This is a genomic window from Brucella pseudogrignonensis (genome assembly GCF_002252525.1).
Lineage (GTDB): Bacteria > Pseudomonadota > Alphaproteobacteria > Rhizobiales > Rhizobiaceae > Brucella > Brucella pseudogrignonensis.
The window spans coordinates 64,263-81,085 of record NZ_NNRM01000020.1 but is presented as its reverse complement, the minus strand read 5'-3'; the positions used below and the strand labels follow the sequence as shown (position 1 = coordinate 81,085).

Here is a 16,823-nt window from a genome sequence, read left to right as displayed (position 1 = left end):
TGCCATGGTGTTTCCTCATTTGTTGTTCACTAAGCGTCCATTAACCATTAAATCCGACAATCAGGGCTCACGCATATTCGTTTCTACGATCTCTGATACGGCCCTTAGGGCGGACAACACGGTAAGGCGATATAATTCAATGAGCAGCATATCGACCATTAAAGCGCGCTTTGCGAAAGTCTGGACTGGATTGTCTGCTTCCGTATTTAAGGTTCGTTCTTCTGTTTCCGCCTCTCTGGTTGCAGCGGCGGTCGTGACTGCATTCGCACCGGCGCAGGCATCCGCCGAAACGCGCACGCTCAAGCTTTATTATGTTCACACCGGCGAGAAGGCCGAAATCACCTTCAAGAAGAATGGTCGCTTCCTGCCTGATGGTCTGAAGAAGCTGAACGTCTTCCTGCGTGACTGGCGTCGCAACGAGCCAACCAAGATGGACCCGCGCCTGTTCGATCTGGTTTGGCAGGTCTATCGTTCGACTGGTTCAAATCAGTATATCACCGTTGTTTCCGCCTATCGTTCCCCTGCAACCAATAACATGCTGCGCTCCAAGACCAGCGGTGTGGCCAAGAAGAGCCAGCACACGCTTGGCCGCGCGATGGACTTTTTCATTCCGGGTGTTCCGCTTGCAAAGCTGCGTGCCATTGGTATGCGTTATCAGGTCGGCGGTGTAGGCTATTACCCACGTTCCGGCTCGCCTTTCACCCATATGGATGTTGGCAATGTCCGCTCGTGGCCACGCATGAGCCGCCGCGAGCTGTTAGCGCTGTTCCCGGATGGTAAGACTGCTCACATTCCAGCCGACGGCAAGCCATTGCCGGGCTATGAGCAGGCACTTGCGATGATTGAAAGGCAGAAAGCCAGTGGCGGCAACGTCATGATGGCCAGCAACTCGGCACCACGTAAGAGCAAGACGCTGTTCGGCGCGCTCTTTGGTGGCGGCGGTGCTGACGAAGAAGAAGATAATGGCGATGTAGCGCCAGCTGCGGCCCGTCCAGCCCGCGCCGTTCCTGCACGTCAGGCTCCGGCACCTGCCGCACCAGTACAGACGCCACAGGCTGAAACCATGGTTGCAGCTCTGCCAGCCCGCGATGCGCCGGTGCCGATGCAGGCGCCACGTCCGGAAGCTGCGGTTGAAGCGCCGCAGGCTGAAGAAGTGCCAATGGCAGCGCTCAATGTGCCAATTCCAGCGCGCAAGCCAGCGACCGCTCCTCAGGATGCTGTAGCCCTTGCTGCCGCTGAACAGACTGGTGACGCAGCAGCTGCGGCGGCGCGTGCCGCGGTTGATGCAAACACGGCTCAAGTTGCTGATGCAGGTGCTTCGCCGCTGATGAACGGTTTTGTTCCAATTCCATCGACACGTCCCCAGCAGGCAGCCGATAGCGTTCAGCTTGTTTCTGCTGCGATCCCTTCGGCGCGGCCTGATCGTCCGCAGGATGCGATTGCCCAGCTCGTCAACAACCCGCAGGACGCGGCTCCAGCTGTCGCAGATGCGAGCGCAAGCGTGCCGCAGCCGGGTGAAACAGCAGCATTCCCGCTACCAAAGGCTGCCCCACGCGACGATACACAGCTTGCCATGCTTTCCCGCAAGGATGAGATTGGCGAGCTGATCGGACCGCCAGATGACGATTTTGACACGAAGCCTGTAGCCAATGCTGCACCAGAAGCTCCAGCTCCTGCAAAAGCTGCACATGATCGGATTGCTCCGGTGAAGACAGCTTCCGTTGCCAAGCAGGTTAAGGCTCCAACCCGTCAGCAGATTGCTGCTGCAAGTGATGCTGCAGCAACCGGCGTCCGAACGACTGCCAAGGGTGCTCGTCGCGTTGCAAAAGCAAGCGTTCGTCCAGGTGCTGTCGTGCAGCCGGCGGCGATGCCAACCTCGACCATTGCAATGTCGACAGATTCTGTCGCGCAGAATGCGCCTGCAACCAATCCGGTTCTGCGCAACGATGCAATGCGTTCGGCGCCGGCAATGGTCTATACCGCTGGCTTCCAGCGTGGCGACCTGCCAAGCGACCGCTCAAATAAGTTCAGCGGCAATGCCGTTACCTTCCTGACGGTAGCGAAGTTCACCGAAACGAACTGATCGTCCGCGAGACCAAGATAAGAAAAAAGGGGCCGTAACGGCCCCTTTTTTATTTGGCTGTTTAACGTTTAGCCCTTCAAGGCTGCGGCTTCCGCGGCAAGCTTGGTGATACCGTCCCAGTCGCCCGCTTCCAGCATTTCCTTCGGCGCAACCCATGAGCCACCGACACAGACCACATTTGGCAGCGAAAGATAGGTCTTCGCATTGGCAAGGCTGATGCCGCCGGTCGGGCAGAAGATTGTACCGGCCAGTGGCGAGGACAGGGCTTTCAGGAATGGTGCGCCGCCTGCCTGTTCTGCCGGGAAGAATTTGAGATGCGTGTAGCCTTCTTCGCGAAGGGCGAGCATTTCGCTCGGGGTGATGGCCGCAGGCAGCAGAGGCACATCACTGTCATCGGCTGCAGCGAGAATATACTTCGTCGCGCCTGGGCTTACGATGAAGCGCGAACCGGCCTTGGCTGCTTCCTCATATTGCTTTGCATTGAGAATGGTGCCTGCACCGACGATTGCTTCGGGCACTTCAGATGCGACTGCGCGAATGGCGTCGAGTGCTGCAGCCGTGCGCAGGGTGATTTCGATTGCTGGCAATCCACCCTTGGCCAGCGCGCGTGCCAGCGGAACCGCATGTTCAACCTTGTCAATCAGCAAGACGGGAATGACTGGTTGGCCTTGCAGGACGGGAACGAGAAGATCGGTTTTCTGCGGCATGGGCTTGCTCTTCTGCTTGAGTGTGCGTGTAAAAATCGATTTAAAGTGCATGGCCTTGTTTGTCTACCGCGCACATCAACACCGATGTGCGGCGCGGTAGCGTTATGCCGCTTGCAGTATATGACTGATGCTGCGGTTCCAGCGTTCAAAGGCTGCGGCCATGCGGCTATCATATTGATTGCGTGCGAAGGCTGGCCCGTTGTAGCGGCGTGCGAAATTGCGCCAGTCTTTCTGCTCCAGTGCTGTCTTCAACCCGGCTTTGTCGATGAAATTCAGCATCAGTCTGACCTGTCCACCGACAGAACTGCGCGCTTCCGCCACCAGTTCATCAATGCTGCTATAGCCCAGCCATTCCCAATGGGCGCCCATCACCTGACCAAGTCCCCATGAGGTGGATTCAAGCGCCGCCTTCTTATGGATAGACACGGCCCGCTCAAGCAAAAGCCAGCGTTCGCGCTGGGTCTTCGGATTGCGCACGCGCCCTGCTTCCGGCGCCGATAATCCGGCTTGACGCGCCTGATCACGAATACGGCCTGCAAGCCTGCGGTCGAAATAATGGCCTTCAAAGCGTATTGCCGGTTCTTTTTTGCCATTAATGTCGAAAAGCGCGCGACCGCCACTTTCCACTTCAGCCACAGCCAGAAGCGCTGCCGGATCAATTCCGGCTTGCCTTGCCAATGAGATGATTTCTGCAAAACTTTCTGTATCGAACATCAGGTTTCTCCTCTTGCAAACCGCGTTTATCGAAGCCGGATTTTCGCTTGTCTTGAGAGGAGGGGGATAAATAACTTGAATTTGCCGCGTTCGAGGACTAGTTCGAAGGAAATTTGGAAGAGATCGAACGATGAGCAATCTACCTTTTACTGTTGCTGCCCTTTATTGCTTTGCGCCGCTGCCGCAATATGAAAGCCTGCGCGAGCCGCTGGCCGAACTTTGCTGCACGAATGGCATCAAGGGGACGCTGTTGCTTGCAGCAGAGGGTATTAATGGCACGGTTGCAGGCTCTGCTGAAGCAATCGAAAAGCTCGTAAAATACATTACTGCAGTTCCCGGCCTTGCCAATCCGGAACTCAAATATTCCAATGCGACTGAAATGCCGTTCTATCGCATGAAGGTGCGTTTGAAGCGTGAAATCGTCACCATGGGCGTTGATGGCATTGATCCGCTGAAAAGCGTTGGCACATATATTGCGCCCAAGGATTGGAACGCGCTGATTGCCGATGAAAATACGGTCGTTGTCGATACGCGCAACGATTATGAATATGCCATTGGTACTTTCGAAGGCGCGCTTGACCCGAACACCAAAACATTCCGCGAATTTCCGGAATGGGTGGAGCAGAACCGCGACAAGCTTGAAGGCAAGAAGATTGCCATGTTCTGCACGGGTGGCATCCGTTGCGAGAAGGCAACCGCCTTCGTCAAGGGTCTCGGCTTTGATGATGTTTTCCACCTCAAGGGCGGTATTCTGAAATATCTCGAAGACGTGCCAAAAGAAGAAAGCATGTGGAACGGCGAATGCTTCGTGTTCGATGAACGCGTGGCAATCGGTCATGGTCTAACGGAAAGCGATATCGAGCTTTGCCGCGCCTGCCGCCGTCCGATCACTGCAGAAGACAAGCTTTCGCAGTTCTTCGAGGAAGGCATTTCCTGCGCTGGTTGTTATGACGAACGCACGCCGGAAGATCGCGCTCGTTTCGCGGAGCGCGAAAAGCAGGTCAAGCTCGCCAAGCTTCGTGGCTCAAGCCACAAGCACATCGGGCGCTAACTTTTTTTGAACGCGCATCTTAGTCCGAAAACCGCTTCACACTTTTCGGGATGCGCTTTGATGATGCGGCCCTTTTTGCCGCATCATTCTTATCAGCACTAGCCAAAGCTAATACTCCCCTTTAAGGTGGCCATGTTTTCGGAACGATATGAATTCGTTACGGAAATTCTGGGCGGCTTTTGGATGGACGCCCGTGTGAAAAGGGTCTGACGGCATCCGGGTCGCGTTTGCCTCCATCATACCCATCATCGCAAGTTGAGCATCTCGACAGGTCTTGATGCTCGAACAAACGGCGGCGGATTTTTTCCGGCGTGTGATGATGTTTGCCCGAAATACGGGCTCTATGGAGGTCGACAATGAAAAAACTTATCGCTGCGTTTCTTATTACGGTTGCAGCCGGTGCTGCATCGGTTGCTCATGCTGCCGAAAAGGTCACGGTCTTTGCTGCAGCCAGCATGAAGGATGTGATCGAGGAAGCCGCCAAGCAGATCAAGGCCAAGGACGGCACGGAAGTTGTGGCTTCCTTTGCTTCGTCTTCGGTTCTGGCAAAGCAGATCGAGCAGGGTGCTCCGGCACAGATTTTCATTTCTGCCGATCTCGATTGGATGGATTATGTCGAGAAAGCCGACCTGATCGACAAGGCATCGCGCAAGGTGATTGCGGGCAACGCGCTGGTGATTGCAACGCAGAAGGAAACGCCGAAGGGTGAAGCCAAGGAACTGCTCAGCGCTGGTCGTTTTGCAATGGGTGATCCGTCGAACGTTCCTGCTGGCAAATATGGCAAGGCAGCGCTTGAAAAGCTCGATATCTGGAAAGACATCGAAAAGAACGCCGTTTTCACCGAAAACGTGCGCGTTGCACTGCAATATGTGAGCCGCGCCGAAGTGAAGGCTGCAATCGTCTATGCGTCGGATCGTGCGGCTGCGCCTGAACTCGTTGAAGCCTATCGCTTCCCGGCTTCGAGCCACGCCCCGATCCTTTATCCTGCAGCACTGATTGCAAAGAACGAAAATGATGCTGCCAAGGCATTCCTTGCGTTTCTTGAAAGCGATGCCGGTCAGGCGATCATCAAGGACAAGGGCTTTGTAGGCGCTGCAGAGGCCGCTCAGTAATGATGGAAGGCAATGTCTGGCAGATTGTTGCTCTGTCGCTCCGGGTTGCCGGGATCGCTATTGTTGTCGCTCTGCCAATTGCCTTTCTTGTTGCGTGGATTCTTGCCCGGTTTAATTTTCCGGGCAAGTCTCTGGTACAGGCTATTGTCACCATGCCGCTGGTTCTGCCGCCGGTGGTGACAGGTTATCTTCTGCTGATCCTGTTTGGATCGCGTGGTGCGCTTGGGGCGCCGTTGCAGGAATGGCTTGGCCTTTCCTTCTCCTTCCGCTGGACCGGTGCAGCTCTTGCTGCAGGCGTCATGGCGTTTCCATTGCTTGTTCGCCCTATTCGCCTTTCGATTGAAGGGCTTGATCGTGGGCTTGAGGAAGCGGCGCGCACGCTGGGCGCCAACAGGTTTATTGCTTTTTTCACGGTGATTTTGCCGCCCTTGCTGCCGGGCATTCTGGCGGGTGCGGTGCTTGGCTTTGCCAAGGCGCTCGGCGAGTTCGGCGCGACCATCACCTTTGTTTCCAACATTCCGGGCGAAACGCAGACCCTTTCGCTGGCGATCTATGCGCTTTTGCAGACGCCGACAGGCGACGCCGAAGCTTTCCGTCTGATTGCGATTTCTGCAGCCATTTCCATTGCTGCCGTGGTGTTGTCTGAATGGTTGCAGCGCAGGCTGGCGGGAGAAGCGAAATGAGCGGTCTTGAAGTTTCCGTCGCTGGCCGCAATGGCAAATTCGCGGTCGAAGCAGATTTTGCCGCCCGTTGGGGTGTTACGGCTCTGTTTGGCCATTCGGGCGCTGGCAAAACAACGCTTCTCAAGATGATTGCCGGAACACTGCGTCCGGAAAGCGGGCGCATCGCCGTCGGTGATTTCACGCTATTCGATGCCGAAAAGGGTATCAACCTGCCACCTGAAAAACGCCGTATCGGCTATGTGTTTCAGGAAGCGCGGCTGTTTCCGCATATGAGTGTGAAGCGAAACCTCACTTATGCGCGCTGGGCCGGAAAACGCCAGAACAGCCGCAGCTTTGACGAGGTTGTGGCGCTGCTTGGCATCGATCACCTCTTGGATCGTCGTCCGGCAACTCTTTCGGGCGGCGAACGCCAGCGTGTGGCCATTGGTCGTGCGCTTTTGTCTGATCCGGCACTTTTGCTGCTGGATGAGCCGCTGTCCTCGCTGGATCATGCACGAAGGCAGGAGATTTTACCATTTATCGAGCGGCTTCGTGATGAAAGCCATGTGCCGATCGTCTATGTCAGCCACGAGATTGACGAGGTTGCGCGGCTTGCCGATGAAATCGTTCTGCTATCGGGCGGCAAGGTGAAAGCCAGTGGCGAAGCTGCCGAGATTTTCCCGCTGATTGATGGGGACGGCGAGGGCGCTGGCGTGCTGCTTGAAGGCTCGGTTTCAGCTTATGATGAGCGCTACAAGCTTGCCGAAATCGATCTTGGCGGGACGACATTCCAGCTCAGCGATGCCGGGCTTAAACAGAACATGCATGTGCGCCTTCGGGTTCGCGCACGCGATGTCTCCATTGCGCGCAAGGCACCTGATGCGATCAGTATCCGCAACGTGCTGCCGGTTTCCATTGTGGCGATTGAAGCGGGAGAAGGGCCGAATGCTCACGTCGCGCTCGACTTTCAGGGGCGGCGTCTGGGTGCGCGACTGACGCGGCGTTCGGTCGATGATCTGGGCCTTGCAGTGGGCGATCAGGTCGTGGCGCTCGTCAAAGCTGTCTCCGTGGATCGTGCCGCAATAAGAGAGAAATGAGGGTGACAATTTTCCTGTTTGCGTAATCCACCTTTTATGCTCCTGTCTCTATTAGATGGGAGCATTAAATGACTGATTTGCGAGATTGGACACCACGCCCGAAGCCTGAACACAAAGTGCTGGAAGGCCAGTATGTCAGGCTCGAACCACTGGATGCCGCCCGGCACGGTGACGAGCTGTTTGCGGCCTCTTCTGTTGAGGATGCGGATCAGCGGTTTACCTGGCTGTTCGAAGTTCCGCCTGCAACGCGCGAAGCGTTTGAGCCGTGGCTCGAAAAGGTGTCGGGCAGCGAAGATCCTCTATTCTTTGCGGTCATCGACAAGGCCAGCGGCAAGGTTGCCGGTCGTCAGGCCTTGATGCGTATTGATCCGGCTCATGGTGCCATCGAGATCGGGAACATCTATTGGGGACCGCTCATCTCGCGTAAACCGGCTGCCACCGAAGCGCAGTTCCTGTTCATGCAGTATATTTTTGATGAGCTTGGCTATCGCCGCTATGAGTGGAAGTGCAATGATAAAAACGCGCCGTCCAAGCGCGCAGCGGAACGTTTCGGCTTCCAGTTTGAAGGCACTTTCCGCCAGCATATGGTGACAAAGGGCAACAACCGCGATACCGCATGGTTTTCAATCATCGACAGCGAATGGCCAGCGCTGAAACAAGCTTATCAGGCATGGCTTGCGCCGACAAACTTTGATAGTGACGGTCAGCAGATCAGAAGATTAGAGGATTTTCGCATTGGCGGCTGAACCGAAGAAGAGCAATCCGGCAATTGCCGCAGCCATTATCCTGGTTGGTTTTGGCGTTCTTGCGTATTATTTGCCAACCATCATGATCGCGCTTGGCGAACGCTCGCACATCGCAGCGGTTATTTTCGGGATACTCTTCGTACTCAGCTTCTTTGGCATATTCTGGCTGCGTTCGCGCCGCCAGAATAAGGACTAACCTACGAGTGCAGCACTAAGCAGCAGGGCGCCGGTCAACGCAATAAACAGTGCTGCGCCTACTTCAATCGCCGCTTTCAAGCGACCGGACATGGCGCTGCTGCCTGCAAAGCGCAATGCCGTGTTCTTGGCGGTTACGGCCAGGGTAGCGAGAAATGCGACGGTCAGAAATGTGCCAAAGGCCATCGCGAAGACCGAGAGCAAGCCACCAACCATCAGACCATTGAGAAGCGCGAAGGTGAGCACGATCAGCGCGCCGGAGCATGGGCGCAGGCCGACAGAGAAAATCGCCGACCATGCCGTCTTCCAGTTGAAGTCGTCGCCGAGCGTAGATGGGTCGGCAATATGGGCGTTGCCGCAATCGGCACAGATATCACCCTCACCGATGAAGACGTGATCGGCCGCGGCATTGGCAGGCTTGTAGTTGAGCTTGACCGTGTTGGTGGTGCCGAGCGCACGCGTGCTTTGTGAAACGCTGCCCTGCCAGGCTGGACCGCTGGCCATTGCCGTTTGAGGCGCTGCTGCAAAAAGCGCGCTTGTCGGGGAAGGCTCGGCACTGTCACGCTTCTTGAACAGAAGCGGCAATTTGCGTGCAAGCAACCACAGGCCAAAGAACAGCACCAGCGCGAAGCTGGCAATTTCCATATAGCGAGCGGTCTGGTTCATCGAAATGCCGGTGCCACGCAGCACAAGCCAGGCCAGTCCCACCACAAACACCGCCATGATTGCCTGCAGCAGCGATGAGACGAAAGACAGGAAAATACCGCGTCTCAATGCCGTTTCATTGGCGATCATGTAAGACGAAATGACCGCCTTGCCATGGCCGGGGCCGGCGGCATGGAAGATGCCGTAAACAAAGGAAAGGCCGATAAGCACGGATGCCTGCCATGGGTCTTCCCGCATGGCTTTGAGCGCGGTTGTCATGGCGAGATAGAAGTTGCGCTGCTGTTCATTCATCCAGAGAATGATATGCGCAAAAGGTCCGGTCGGTTTCATGGCGACTTCATTGGCACCGATGCCCAGAGATGATTGCGCCCAAGCCTGGGCGGCAATCATCACGAGGCTGACTGTGAGAATGAAACGGACCGTTTTCTTCATAAGGCTGATTATCCTTTTTTCTCGCAGTCTATCTCAAGGCGCGTGGCGAAAATCTTCGACATGTCTGTGCCTGCCGGATCATTGAAAAAGGCTTCGGTCAGGGTTCCCTGATTTTGCGCAAGCGCTTCATCGGGATTAGGGCGAATGACCTCAGACTTGCAGCCTGCAGGCAGACCTTTGACGACCAGCTCATTATCGCTCACATAGTCGATCGCCGTATAAAAGGTCGGATCGTAAACGCCGAAACTGACCTTGTGTCCCGGTTCAAGCTTTAGCGGCTTTTCAGGCTTGCTGGTGAAAACGATCATCAGATGATTATCGGAGAAGTCAGCTGCCAGATCTTTCGGACGCGCCATTTTAACATCCTTGCCATCGGCAAGCACGGTCTGGAAATATTTGAACTCGGCGATGGAGCTGTTGATGACATGGCCAAGGTCGATCAGCTCGTTCTTATCGAGCTGCAAATCGCCATTCTTATCAAACTCCATCAGAACCGTTGATGAAAACACATCATCAAAACGCCAGATATGGGCGAGTTTTTCCACGGTGCCGTCCGGTGCAATTGTCAGTTCAAGCCTTGCATCGGCAAAGACATGCGGGTGCGCACTCGCGGCCAGAGGCGCAAACACTGTCGCCAGTGTTACGGCAAGGCCAAGGGGGCTTTTCAGCCATGAGCGCAAATCAAGCATATACTGGTTCCGTGAATTCATCTGCAAGGCATAAGGGTGAAGGCGGCAAAAGTAGGACAAGTGACGCAAGCGCCGCCTTTTATACCGTGATCTTTTACAGTTTTGTGTCGCCCTGCATTTCGCGTTCCTTGAACCACTGGGTCAGAAAGTCGACGAGAGCGCGGATTTTGGCTGGCAAATAGCGACGATGCGGATAGACCGCATAGATGCCGCCATCCCTTACGATGAATTCATCGAGGCAGGGAATGAGCCTGCCGCGCTCAATCTCTTCTTCAGCAATAAAGGCTGGAAGCGAGCAAAATCCAAGTCCGGCAATGGCGGCCGTCTTGGTCGCAACCGGACTGTTGACTTCGATGGGGCCATTGACTGTCACCGTCATCATCGAGCCGTCGGTATTGCGGAAATGCCAGTTGTTGCGTGAGCGGGCATTGGTGTCGATGATGCAGGGCTTATCGTGCAGATCTTCCGGGCGTTCGGGCTTGCCAACGCGCGCAATCAGCTCTGGCGCACCGCACAAAACGGAATGGAACGGTGACAGCCTTTTTGCAATGAGCGAGGAATCCTGCAAACGCGTGATGCGGATTGCAAGGTCGAAGCCTTCTTCCACCATATCAACGAAACGATCATCCAGCCGCACGTCGAGCACGATTTCCGGATGGGCAAGACAGAAATCGATCAGCGATTGCCCGATCACCGCATCGGCAAAGGTACGCGGCGCTGAAAGCTTGATGCGTCCGCGCGCGTCTGAACTTGTTTCGCTGACGGCATCCTGAAGCGCGTCGATCTCGCGGATGATCTCTACAGCGCGGTGATAATAGGTGTGTCCGGCTTCTGTCAGCGAGAACTGGCGCGTGGTGCGGTTCAAAAGACGGGCGCCAAGCTCGTCTTCAAGTTCACGCACATATTTGGAAAGCAGCGCCTTGGAGCGTCCGATCTTTCGCGCCGCAGCCGAAAAACCTTCCGCTTCGACCACGTCGATGAATGCGCGCATACGTGTGAGGGTATCCATGGTCTAGTCCTGCTTTTCGAGAATGTTTCGGCCAAGCGCAATAAGCGCCCGGTCGCTGCCGCGTGGGCCAATGAATGAGATGCCAAATGGCGCGCCGTGAACCTGTCCCAGTGGAACAGTAATCTGTGGCAGGCCGGATAGCACGGAAAGGCAAAGCAGCCGCAGAGCCTGTTCACGATAGGCTTGCAGGCTCTCGAATGGTTCGTTTGCGAAAGGTGCTGCACCCGGTACGGTTGGCAGTGCCAGAACCGCGTTGTCACCGATGATTGTTTCCAATTCCTGTGTGAAACGCGCACGGCGTATGCGATGCCGGGCTACTGCTTCGTCGGAGATTTCCGAGCCGTAAGCAAAACGGTCCGCGACGCCGGGGCCAAGCTTGCGATCACCGGATGAAATCCACGCGCCATGCGTGTTCCATGCTTCCCAGCCCTGTATCTGGCGGAAGGTGAGGTAGAGTTCGTCGATTGACAAGGTTGACTGGCTGGCAGCCTTAAGACTTGCAAAATGCGGGCGCACTTTCGCAAACATGGCGCGATAGCTGTCTGTTTCAGGATGATCGAGCAGCAAATGCTCAAGAAGCGGCATATAAAGAAGCTGCGAGAAGCTGAAATTCTGCTCATCATCACCGAGCAGAACTTGCCCGACCTTTTCATAAAGCGCGATGTCGCGGGCAAACCAGCCGATTGTGTCGAGCGAGGGCGCAAGCGGCATGATGCCTTCAAGCGGAATGCGCCCATGTGTGGTACGCAGGCCGATCAGCCCGCAGAAGCTGGCAGGCGCGCGGATTGAGCCGCCTGTATCGGAGCCGAGCGCTATATCTGCGATTTTTCCGGCGACCGACGCGGCAGACCCGGATGAAGACCCACCGGTAACGCGGTCGGGCGCTGCGGGATTGATCGGGTAGGGGAAATGTGAATTCTGCCCCATCAAAGAGAAGGCCAGTTCGTCGGTCTGCGTTTTGCCGATCACTGTTGCACCCGCCGCAAGCAGCTTCTCGACGGTGGGTGCCGATTTTTCGGCTGCAACTGATTCGGCCAAAATCTGCGGATTGCCGCAGCCTGTTTTCATTCCTGCGACATCATAAATGTCTTTGACTGCCAAAGTTGCGCCCTGAAGAGCGCCATTGACCGAAGGTGCAGGTGCGATTTCAGCTTTTGTGATGAGGGCGTTGAAGGAATCGAGGCTGGTCATTGTTCACGACTTGCTGTCGAAATCAGCATTTATGGTTAAGAAAAGAGAAATTTATACGGTAGATTGTTTCACTAATATTGAACAATGGCAAGCACAGTGAATGCGTTGAGCCCCCTAAAAATTATTTTCGCTCGGCCCTGATTTGTCATTGAATGAACACATGTTTGGGATTATATCGCCCTTGCCCAAAGTCGCACGTGCCTGTGGGTGTCCGCCGATCCTCGAATGGTGAGGAATTCGGTACGGTACCTGGACCTAACCGCTCCAGTTGATCTGTAGGCCAACCGCCAGATCAAGGACATCTTGAAGCAACGACGGTGCGGGCCTTTCTAGTGTCTTTCGGCTGTCCAAAAGCCGGAATTACTGAAGAGGCACACCTTCATTGCCAGAAGTGCGGATGCGGTTCTCCAATTCCAATCCAAGGCAGACAAAGCGGAGTAACGCGGGTTTAGCGTTGTTCCATCGCCGCATGAGTTTTCGCGTGACCTCAGCACCTCCAAAGGCTGGCCTCACCGCGGATGCGCTTATGCTTACTTTGTCTCTTAGAGAATTTTCGGGTCCATGGGGGACCCGGTCTGATTCCCTAAGTGTTTTTTCTGCGCAATTCCGAAAAGGATTGCGCTCTAGATGCGGCCAATCAAGCCGCGCGGGAGAACGACCATGGCAACTCAGCGTATTATTGACTTCCTCAACACCCGCCGCCCAGATGGCCCTTGCCTCGTCGTGGACACTGACGTCGTGCGCGAAAACTATCAGAATTTTGAAAAGGCATTGCCTTACTCGCGCATTTTCTATGCTGTGAAGGCAAATCCTGCACCTGAAGTCCTGCGTCTTCTTGCATCGCTTGGCTCGTGCTTCGATACGGCATCGGTTGCCGAAATCGAAATGGCACTGGAAGCCGGCGCAACGCCAAACCGCATCTCTTATGGCAACACCATCAAGAAGGAGCGCGATGTTGCGCGCGCTTTCGAGCTGGGCATCCGCCTCTTTGCCGTTGATTGCGTTGAAGAAGTCGAAAAGGTTGCGCGCGCAGCTCCCGGCAGCCGCGTGTTCTGCCGCGTTCTGACCGATGGTGAAGGCGCTGAATGGCCTCTGTCGCGCAAGTTCGGTTGCGTGCCTGCCATGGCTATCGACGTGCTGCGTCATGCAAAGTCGCTCGGCCTCGACTCCTACGGTGTGTCGTTCCACGTCGGCTCGCAGCAGACGGACCTCACCGCATGGGATCGCGCTCTTAGCGATGCTGCATCGGTATTCCGCACGCTGGCTGACGAAGGCATCGTCCTTCGCATGGTCAACATGGGCGGCGGTTTCCCAACCCGCTACCTCAAGGATGTACCGACCGCACAGGCTTACGGCATGGCGATCTTCGATGCGCTGTCGAAGCATTTCGGCAATCGCATTCCGGAAACCATCATTGAGCCGGGCCGCGGCATGGTTGGCAATGCAGGCGTGATCAAGACCGAAGTGGTTCTGGTTTCGCGCAAGTCGGACAACGACAATGTTCGTTGGGTCTATCTCGACATCGGCAAATTCGGCGGTCTGGCCGAAACCATGGACGAGGCGATCCGCTACCAGATCGTGACTCCACATGATGGTGGCGAAACCGAACCTTGCGTGCTGGCTGGCCCAACCTGCGACAGTGCGGATGTTCTTTATGAAAAGACGCCGTATCCGCTGCCGGTTTCGCTGACCATCGGTGATGAAGTTCTCATCGAAGGCACAGGCGCCTACACCACCACCTATTCGGCGGTGGCGTTCAACGGCTTCGAACCACTCCGATCCTACGTCATCTAAGCGGTCGGGTTAGGTATGATCCCGAAAAGTGGGAGCCGGTTTTCGGATTAGATCATACCGTTATAAGTCCGACCGATCCTCTCAATCTGCCCGGCGCTGAAAAGTGTTGGGCAGGATGTGCGGCTGCCCATTTTTAGGGTGCGATGTCATGAACGCAAATCTGGAAATTCAGGAAAATACCGTAGCCGGCCTTTCGCCGCTTTTTGTGCCCGCTTTCACCATCGCGGGTGAAGCAATTGAACACATCATTGCGCGTGAAGCTCTGCTTGATCGCGCGATGGGCGAAGGCCGTCGCAGGAAATCGTCGGAGAAACTGCGCCGTGGTCGTCTGCCCGCGGAAGGTCTGGCTTTTTCGGCGATTGATGACCATGGAATGCTGGCGGGCACTGTTCGGTTGTGGAATGTCCATACCGGTCTGGATGCGTTCGGCTTTCCGGTTTCAGCTCTGTTGCTCGGCCCGCTTGCAGTCGATCCATCAACTGCCGGTCGCGGTATCGGTTCGGCCTTGATGCAGCACGCAATTGCCGAGGCAAAGCGGCTTGGTCATGGCGCTATTCTGCTGGTCGGTGATCCGGAATATTACAGCCGTTTCGGCTTTACTGCCGAGAAGACCGGTGAACTTGCCATGCCCGGCCCGTTTGAAAAGCGTCGGTTTCTGGCGCTGGAGCTAAAGGTCGGTCATCTCGATGGCGCGCAGGGAATTCTGCGTGCCAGCGGACGCAAGATCTCGCGATCTTAACTGATACGCACCAGCCGTCCGAAGTTGCGGACGGCTGTTATTGCCAGACCCAGCATAAAGCCCGCAATCAGCCCTGCAATTACAATCAGCTTGCGTGTCGATCCGGCCGGATCAAGCGGCGGACGTGCTTCCGAAATCACACGAACATTGGTGGTCGTGATGCCTTCCTGTTCACTCGTTTCACGCGAGCGCAGGAGGAATGCTTCATAGACTGAACGCAACGTCGTTGCTTCGCGCTCCAGCTCGCGCAGCTTCACGCGATCATTGTTGCTGTTGGCCTGCTGTGACTTGAGCTGCGCAAGACGGGCGCTCAGATCTTTCTCTTGCTGCACGGAACGCGCAACTTCGACCTGCAATGAAGCGCGAATGCGACGCAGTTCCGCATCAATATCATTGAGAACAGTCTGCTTCTGCGATTGAAGCTGAATGAATTGCGGATGGCGTGGGCCAAGCTGGGTGGACGCACCATTGGCGTTCTGGCTCGCCAGCGCATATTGCGCGCGCAAGGCTGTCAGCGTGTTGGAACGCAAATCTTCCGGCAGGGTGCCGGAGATCACGCTGCCGGTATTGGCATCGCTAAGCACCTGTACCCGCGCCTGAAGCCGCATGGTTTCCGCGCGCTGATTGGTCAGCTGATCGTTGAGGCGCGACAGATCATTGTCACTGATAAGCTTGCCATCGACATCAACCAGATCACGCGAAGCGCGATAATCTGCAGCTGCCTTCTCCGCATTCTCGACATTGCCCCGCATATCGGAGAGACGCTTTGAAAGTTCGTCCGCATTGCGGCGAGCCACATCTGACTGAAGCGAATCAAGCTCTGTCTGGAAAACGGAACCAATAAGATTGGCGATTTCAGCCGATTTCTCGGCATTTCGCGTCTTGACCGAAATCGAATAGATGAAGGTCTTGGCATCTCGACCGATGGTCAGACTATCATAGAGATTGTAGAGAACGCGGGTTTCAAGCGCCTGACCGTCACTGGCCGTTTTCGGCCGGAACATGGTTTTCAGCTGCGCGAAGAAACCGGCGACGCCCGTAGGTACAAAACTACCGTTAAACTCGGGGTCTTTGGTGAGATCTGCTTTATCAATTACTTTGAGAAGCACGCTGCTCGAATCGAGCAGGCGTGCCTGACTTTCAGCGATGGCCAAAGAGGCGTCGGTCGGTAATTGTCCCGGGGTGAGCTCGGTGCCAACAGACCGCACATTACGCGGATCGACGAGAATATCGGTGGAGGCCACAAACATCTGCGGAATGGTCAGCGCATAAAGCGTAGCCACAATGCCGCCGAGCAAGGTCGTGGCCAGTAGCAAGCGACGAGAACCCTTCACCACTTCGATCGCAACGCGCGGATCAATCAGCGGTTTCCATTCATTGTCCGGTGCATCACGTCGGGCAGGCAGCGCAGTTTCACCAGCGGCGGCTTCCTGTACTGGTTCAGAAGGCTGTGGCAGCGCATCTTTCGGTGACTTTTCACGCGCTTCACGCTCGGCAATCTTGCGCTCAAGCTCGGCCTTGATCGCGGCCATGCGACTGCGAAGCTCGGAAACTTCTTTCTCTTCTGCTGCTTTGTTTGCCTGCTGTGAGCGGAAAAGCTCTGCTCGTTCTTCAGGCGTTGCAGGGGGTGTCCATGGCGGCGCAATGGTCTGAGATTCGTTTTTGGACGCGTCAGATTCTTCGCGGCTCGTCTCGGGCGCGTCTGAAAATGCCAGAAGAGGCTTTTCTTCTCTTCCTTTGTTGCGCTTGTCGTCACCGCTCATCGTCAAAGATGTCCGTACCCCGAAATATCGCTTACTCGCATCGGACTATAGGTTTTTTATGGAGAACAAATGGTTAATTTGCATCGCGATATTCGCGTTAGTGCTTTTTAATTAAGTCTTTTTCGCTAAGTATCGATTTACGGTCGGCATGTACGACTAAACAAGCAACAGGT

Annotated in this window: 16 protein-coding genes; 9 read left to right on the top strand and 7 right to left on the bottom strand. The window is 55.6% G+C overall.

What is annotated here, in order from left to right:
- The first annotated feature begins 139 nt into the window (after positions 1–139).
- Positions 140–2,083, top strand: a complete 1,944-nt coding sequence (locus CEV34_RS11470; RefSeq protein ID WP_094543638.1) for a DUF882 domain-containing protein — start codon at positions 140–142, stop codon at positions 2,081–2,083.
- 68 nt (positions 2,084–2,151) lie between these two features.
- Here the strand turns inward: CEV34_RS11470 and CEV34_RS11465 are convergent, their stop codons facing one another.
- The gene (locus CEV34_RS11465) at positions 2,152–2,790 is read right to left on the bottom strand and encodes a 2-dehydro-3-deoxy-phosphogluconate aldolase (RefSeq protein ID WP_007877126.1); all 639 of its coding nucleotides are present in this window, start codon (positions 2,788–2,790) and stop codon (positions 2,152–2,154) included.
- Between the two features lie 102 nt (positions 2,791–2,892).
- On the bottom strand, positions 2,893–3,504 hold the full coding sequence (locus CEV34_RS11460) for an N-acetylmuramidase family protein (RefSeq protein WP_007877124.1): 612 nt from the start codon (positions 3,502–3,504) through the stop codon (positions 2,893–2,895).
- Between the two features lie 130 nt (positions 3,505–3,634).
- Between CEV34_RS11460 and trhO the strand changes: the two genes are divergently transcribed.
- From trhO to CEV34_RS11430, 6 genes are all read left to right on the top strand, one after another.
- Positions 3,635–4,555, top strand: coding sequence for an oxygen-dependent tRNA uridine(34) hydroxylase TrhO (gene trhO, locus CEV34_RS11455; RefSeq protein WP_007877122.1), 921 nt, complete (start codon positions 3,635–3,637; stop codon positions 4,553–4,555).
- Between the two features lie 356 nt (positions 4,556–4,911).
- Complete coding sequence (gene modA, locus CEV34_RS11450; protein WP_064321403.1) at positions 4,912–5,667, top strand: molybdate ABC transporter substrate-binding protein; 756 nt, start codon at positions 4,912–4,914, stop codon at positions 5,665–5,667.
- Positions 5,667–6,350: a molybdate ABC transporter permease subunit gene (modB, locus tag CEV34_RS11445; RefSeq protein ID WP_007877118.1), complete on the top strand. Its 684-nt coding sequence runs from the start codon at positions 5,667–5,669 to the stop codon at positions 6,348–6,350. The genes modA and modB overlap by 1 nt, the downstream gene beginning before the upstream one ends.
- Complete coding sequence (modC, locus tag CEV34_RS11440; RefSeq protein WP_007877117.1) at positions 6,347–7,426, top strand: molybdenum ABC transporter ATP-binding protein; 1,080 nt, start codon at positions 6,347–6,349, stop codon at positions 7,424–7,426. Before modB ends, modC begins: the two co-directional genes overlap by 4 nt.
- Before the next feature lie 68 nt (positions 7,427–7,494).
- Complete coding sequence (locus CEV34_RS11435) at positions 7,495–8,172, top strand: GNAT family N-acetyltransferase (RefSeq protein WP_007877115.1); 678 nt, start codon at positions 7,495–7,497, stop codon at positions 8,170–8,172.
- On the top strand, positions 8,162–8,368 hold the full coding sequence (locus CEV34_RS11430) for a hypothetical protein (protein ID WP_007877114.1): 207 nt from the start codon (positions 8,162–8,164) through the stop codon (positions 8,366–8,368). Before CEV34_RS11435 ends, CEV34_RS11430 begins: the two co-directional genes overlap by 11 nt.
- On the opposite strand, the gene CEV34_RS11425 is transcribed toward CEV34_RS11430, so the two are convergent.
- From CEV34_RS11425 to CEV34_RS11410, 4 genes are all read right to left on the bottom strand, one after another.
- Entirely contained in the window at positions 8,365–9,465 is a 1,101-nt protein-coding gene (locus CEV34_RS11425; RefSeq protein WP_007877113.1) for a nickel/cobalt transporter, read from the bottom strand. The genes CEV34_RS11430 and CEV34_RS11425 overlap by 4 nt on opposite strands.
- 8 nt (positions 9,466–9,473) lie before the next feature.
- Positions 9,474–10,154 carry a DUF1007 family protein gene (locus tag CEV34_RS11420; RefSeq protein WP_007877111.1) on the bottom strand — a complete coding sequence of 227 codons (681 nt, stop codon included), beginning with the start codon at positions 10,152–10,154 and terminating at the stop codon, positions 9,474–9,476.
- A 94-nt stretch (positions 10,155–10,248) separates the two neighbouring features.
- A complete protein-coding gene (locus tag CEV34_RS11415; RefSeq protein ID WP_007877110.1) occupies positions 10,249–11,163 on the bottom strand; it encodes a LysR family transcriptional regulator in 915 nt (304 codons plus the stop codon).
- A gap of 3 nt (positions 11,164–11,166) precedes the next feature.
- Positions 11,167–12,354: an amidase gene (locus CEV34_RS11410; RefSeq protein WP_007877109.1), complete on the bottom strand. Its 1,188-nt coding sequence runs from the start codon at positions 12,352–12,354 to the stop codon at positions 11,167–11,169.
- A gap of 660 nt (positions 12,355–13,014) precedes the next feature.
- Between CEV34_RS11410 and odc2 the strand changes: the two genes are divergently transcribed.
- On the top strand, positions 13,015–14,148 hold the full coding sequence (gene odc2, locus CEV34_RS11405) for an ornithine/lysine decarboxylase (protein ID WP_007877108.1): 1,134 nt from the start codon (positions 13,015–13,017) through the stop codon (positions 14,146–14,148).
- Positions 14,149–14,296: 148 nt separating this feature from the next.
- Positions 14,297–14,887: a GNAT family N-acetyltransferase gene (locus tag CEV34_RS11400; protein WP_094543637.1), complete on the top strand. Its 591-nt coding sequence runs from the start codon at positions 14,297–14,299 to the stop codon at positions 14,885–14,887.
- Here CEV34_RS11400 and CEV34_RS11395 read toward each other — a convergent pair.
- Positions 14,884–16,650 carry a GumC family protein gene (locus tag CEV34_RS11395; RefSeq protein WP_007877106.1) on the bottom strand — a complete coding sequence of 589 codons (1,767 nt, stop codon included), beginning with the start codon at positions 16,648–16,650 and terminating at the stop codon, positions 14,884–14,886. The two genes, CEV34_RS11400 and CEV34_RS11395, sit on opposite strands and share 4 nt — an antisense overlap.
- Positions 16,651–16,823 lie beyond the last annotated feature (173 nt).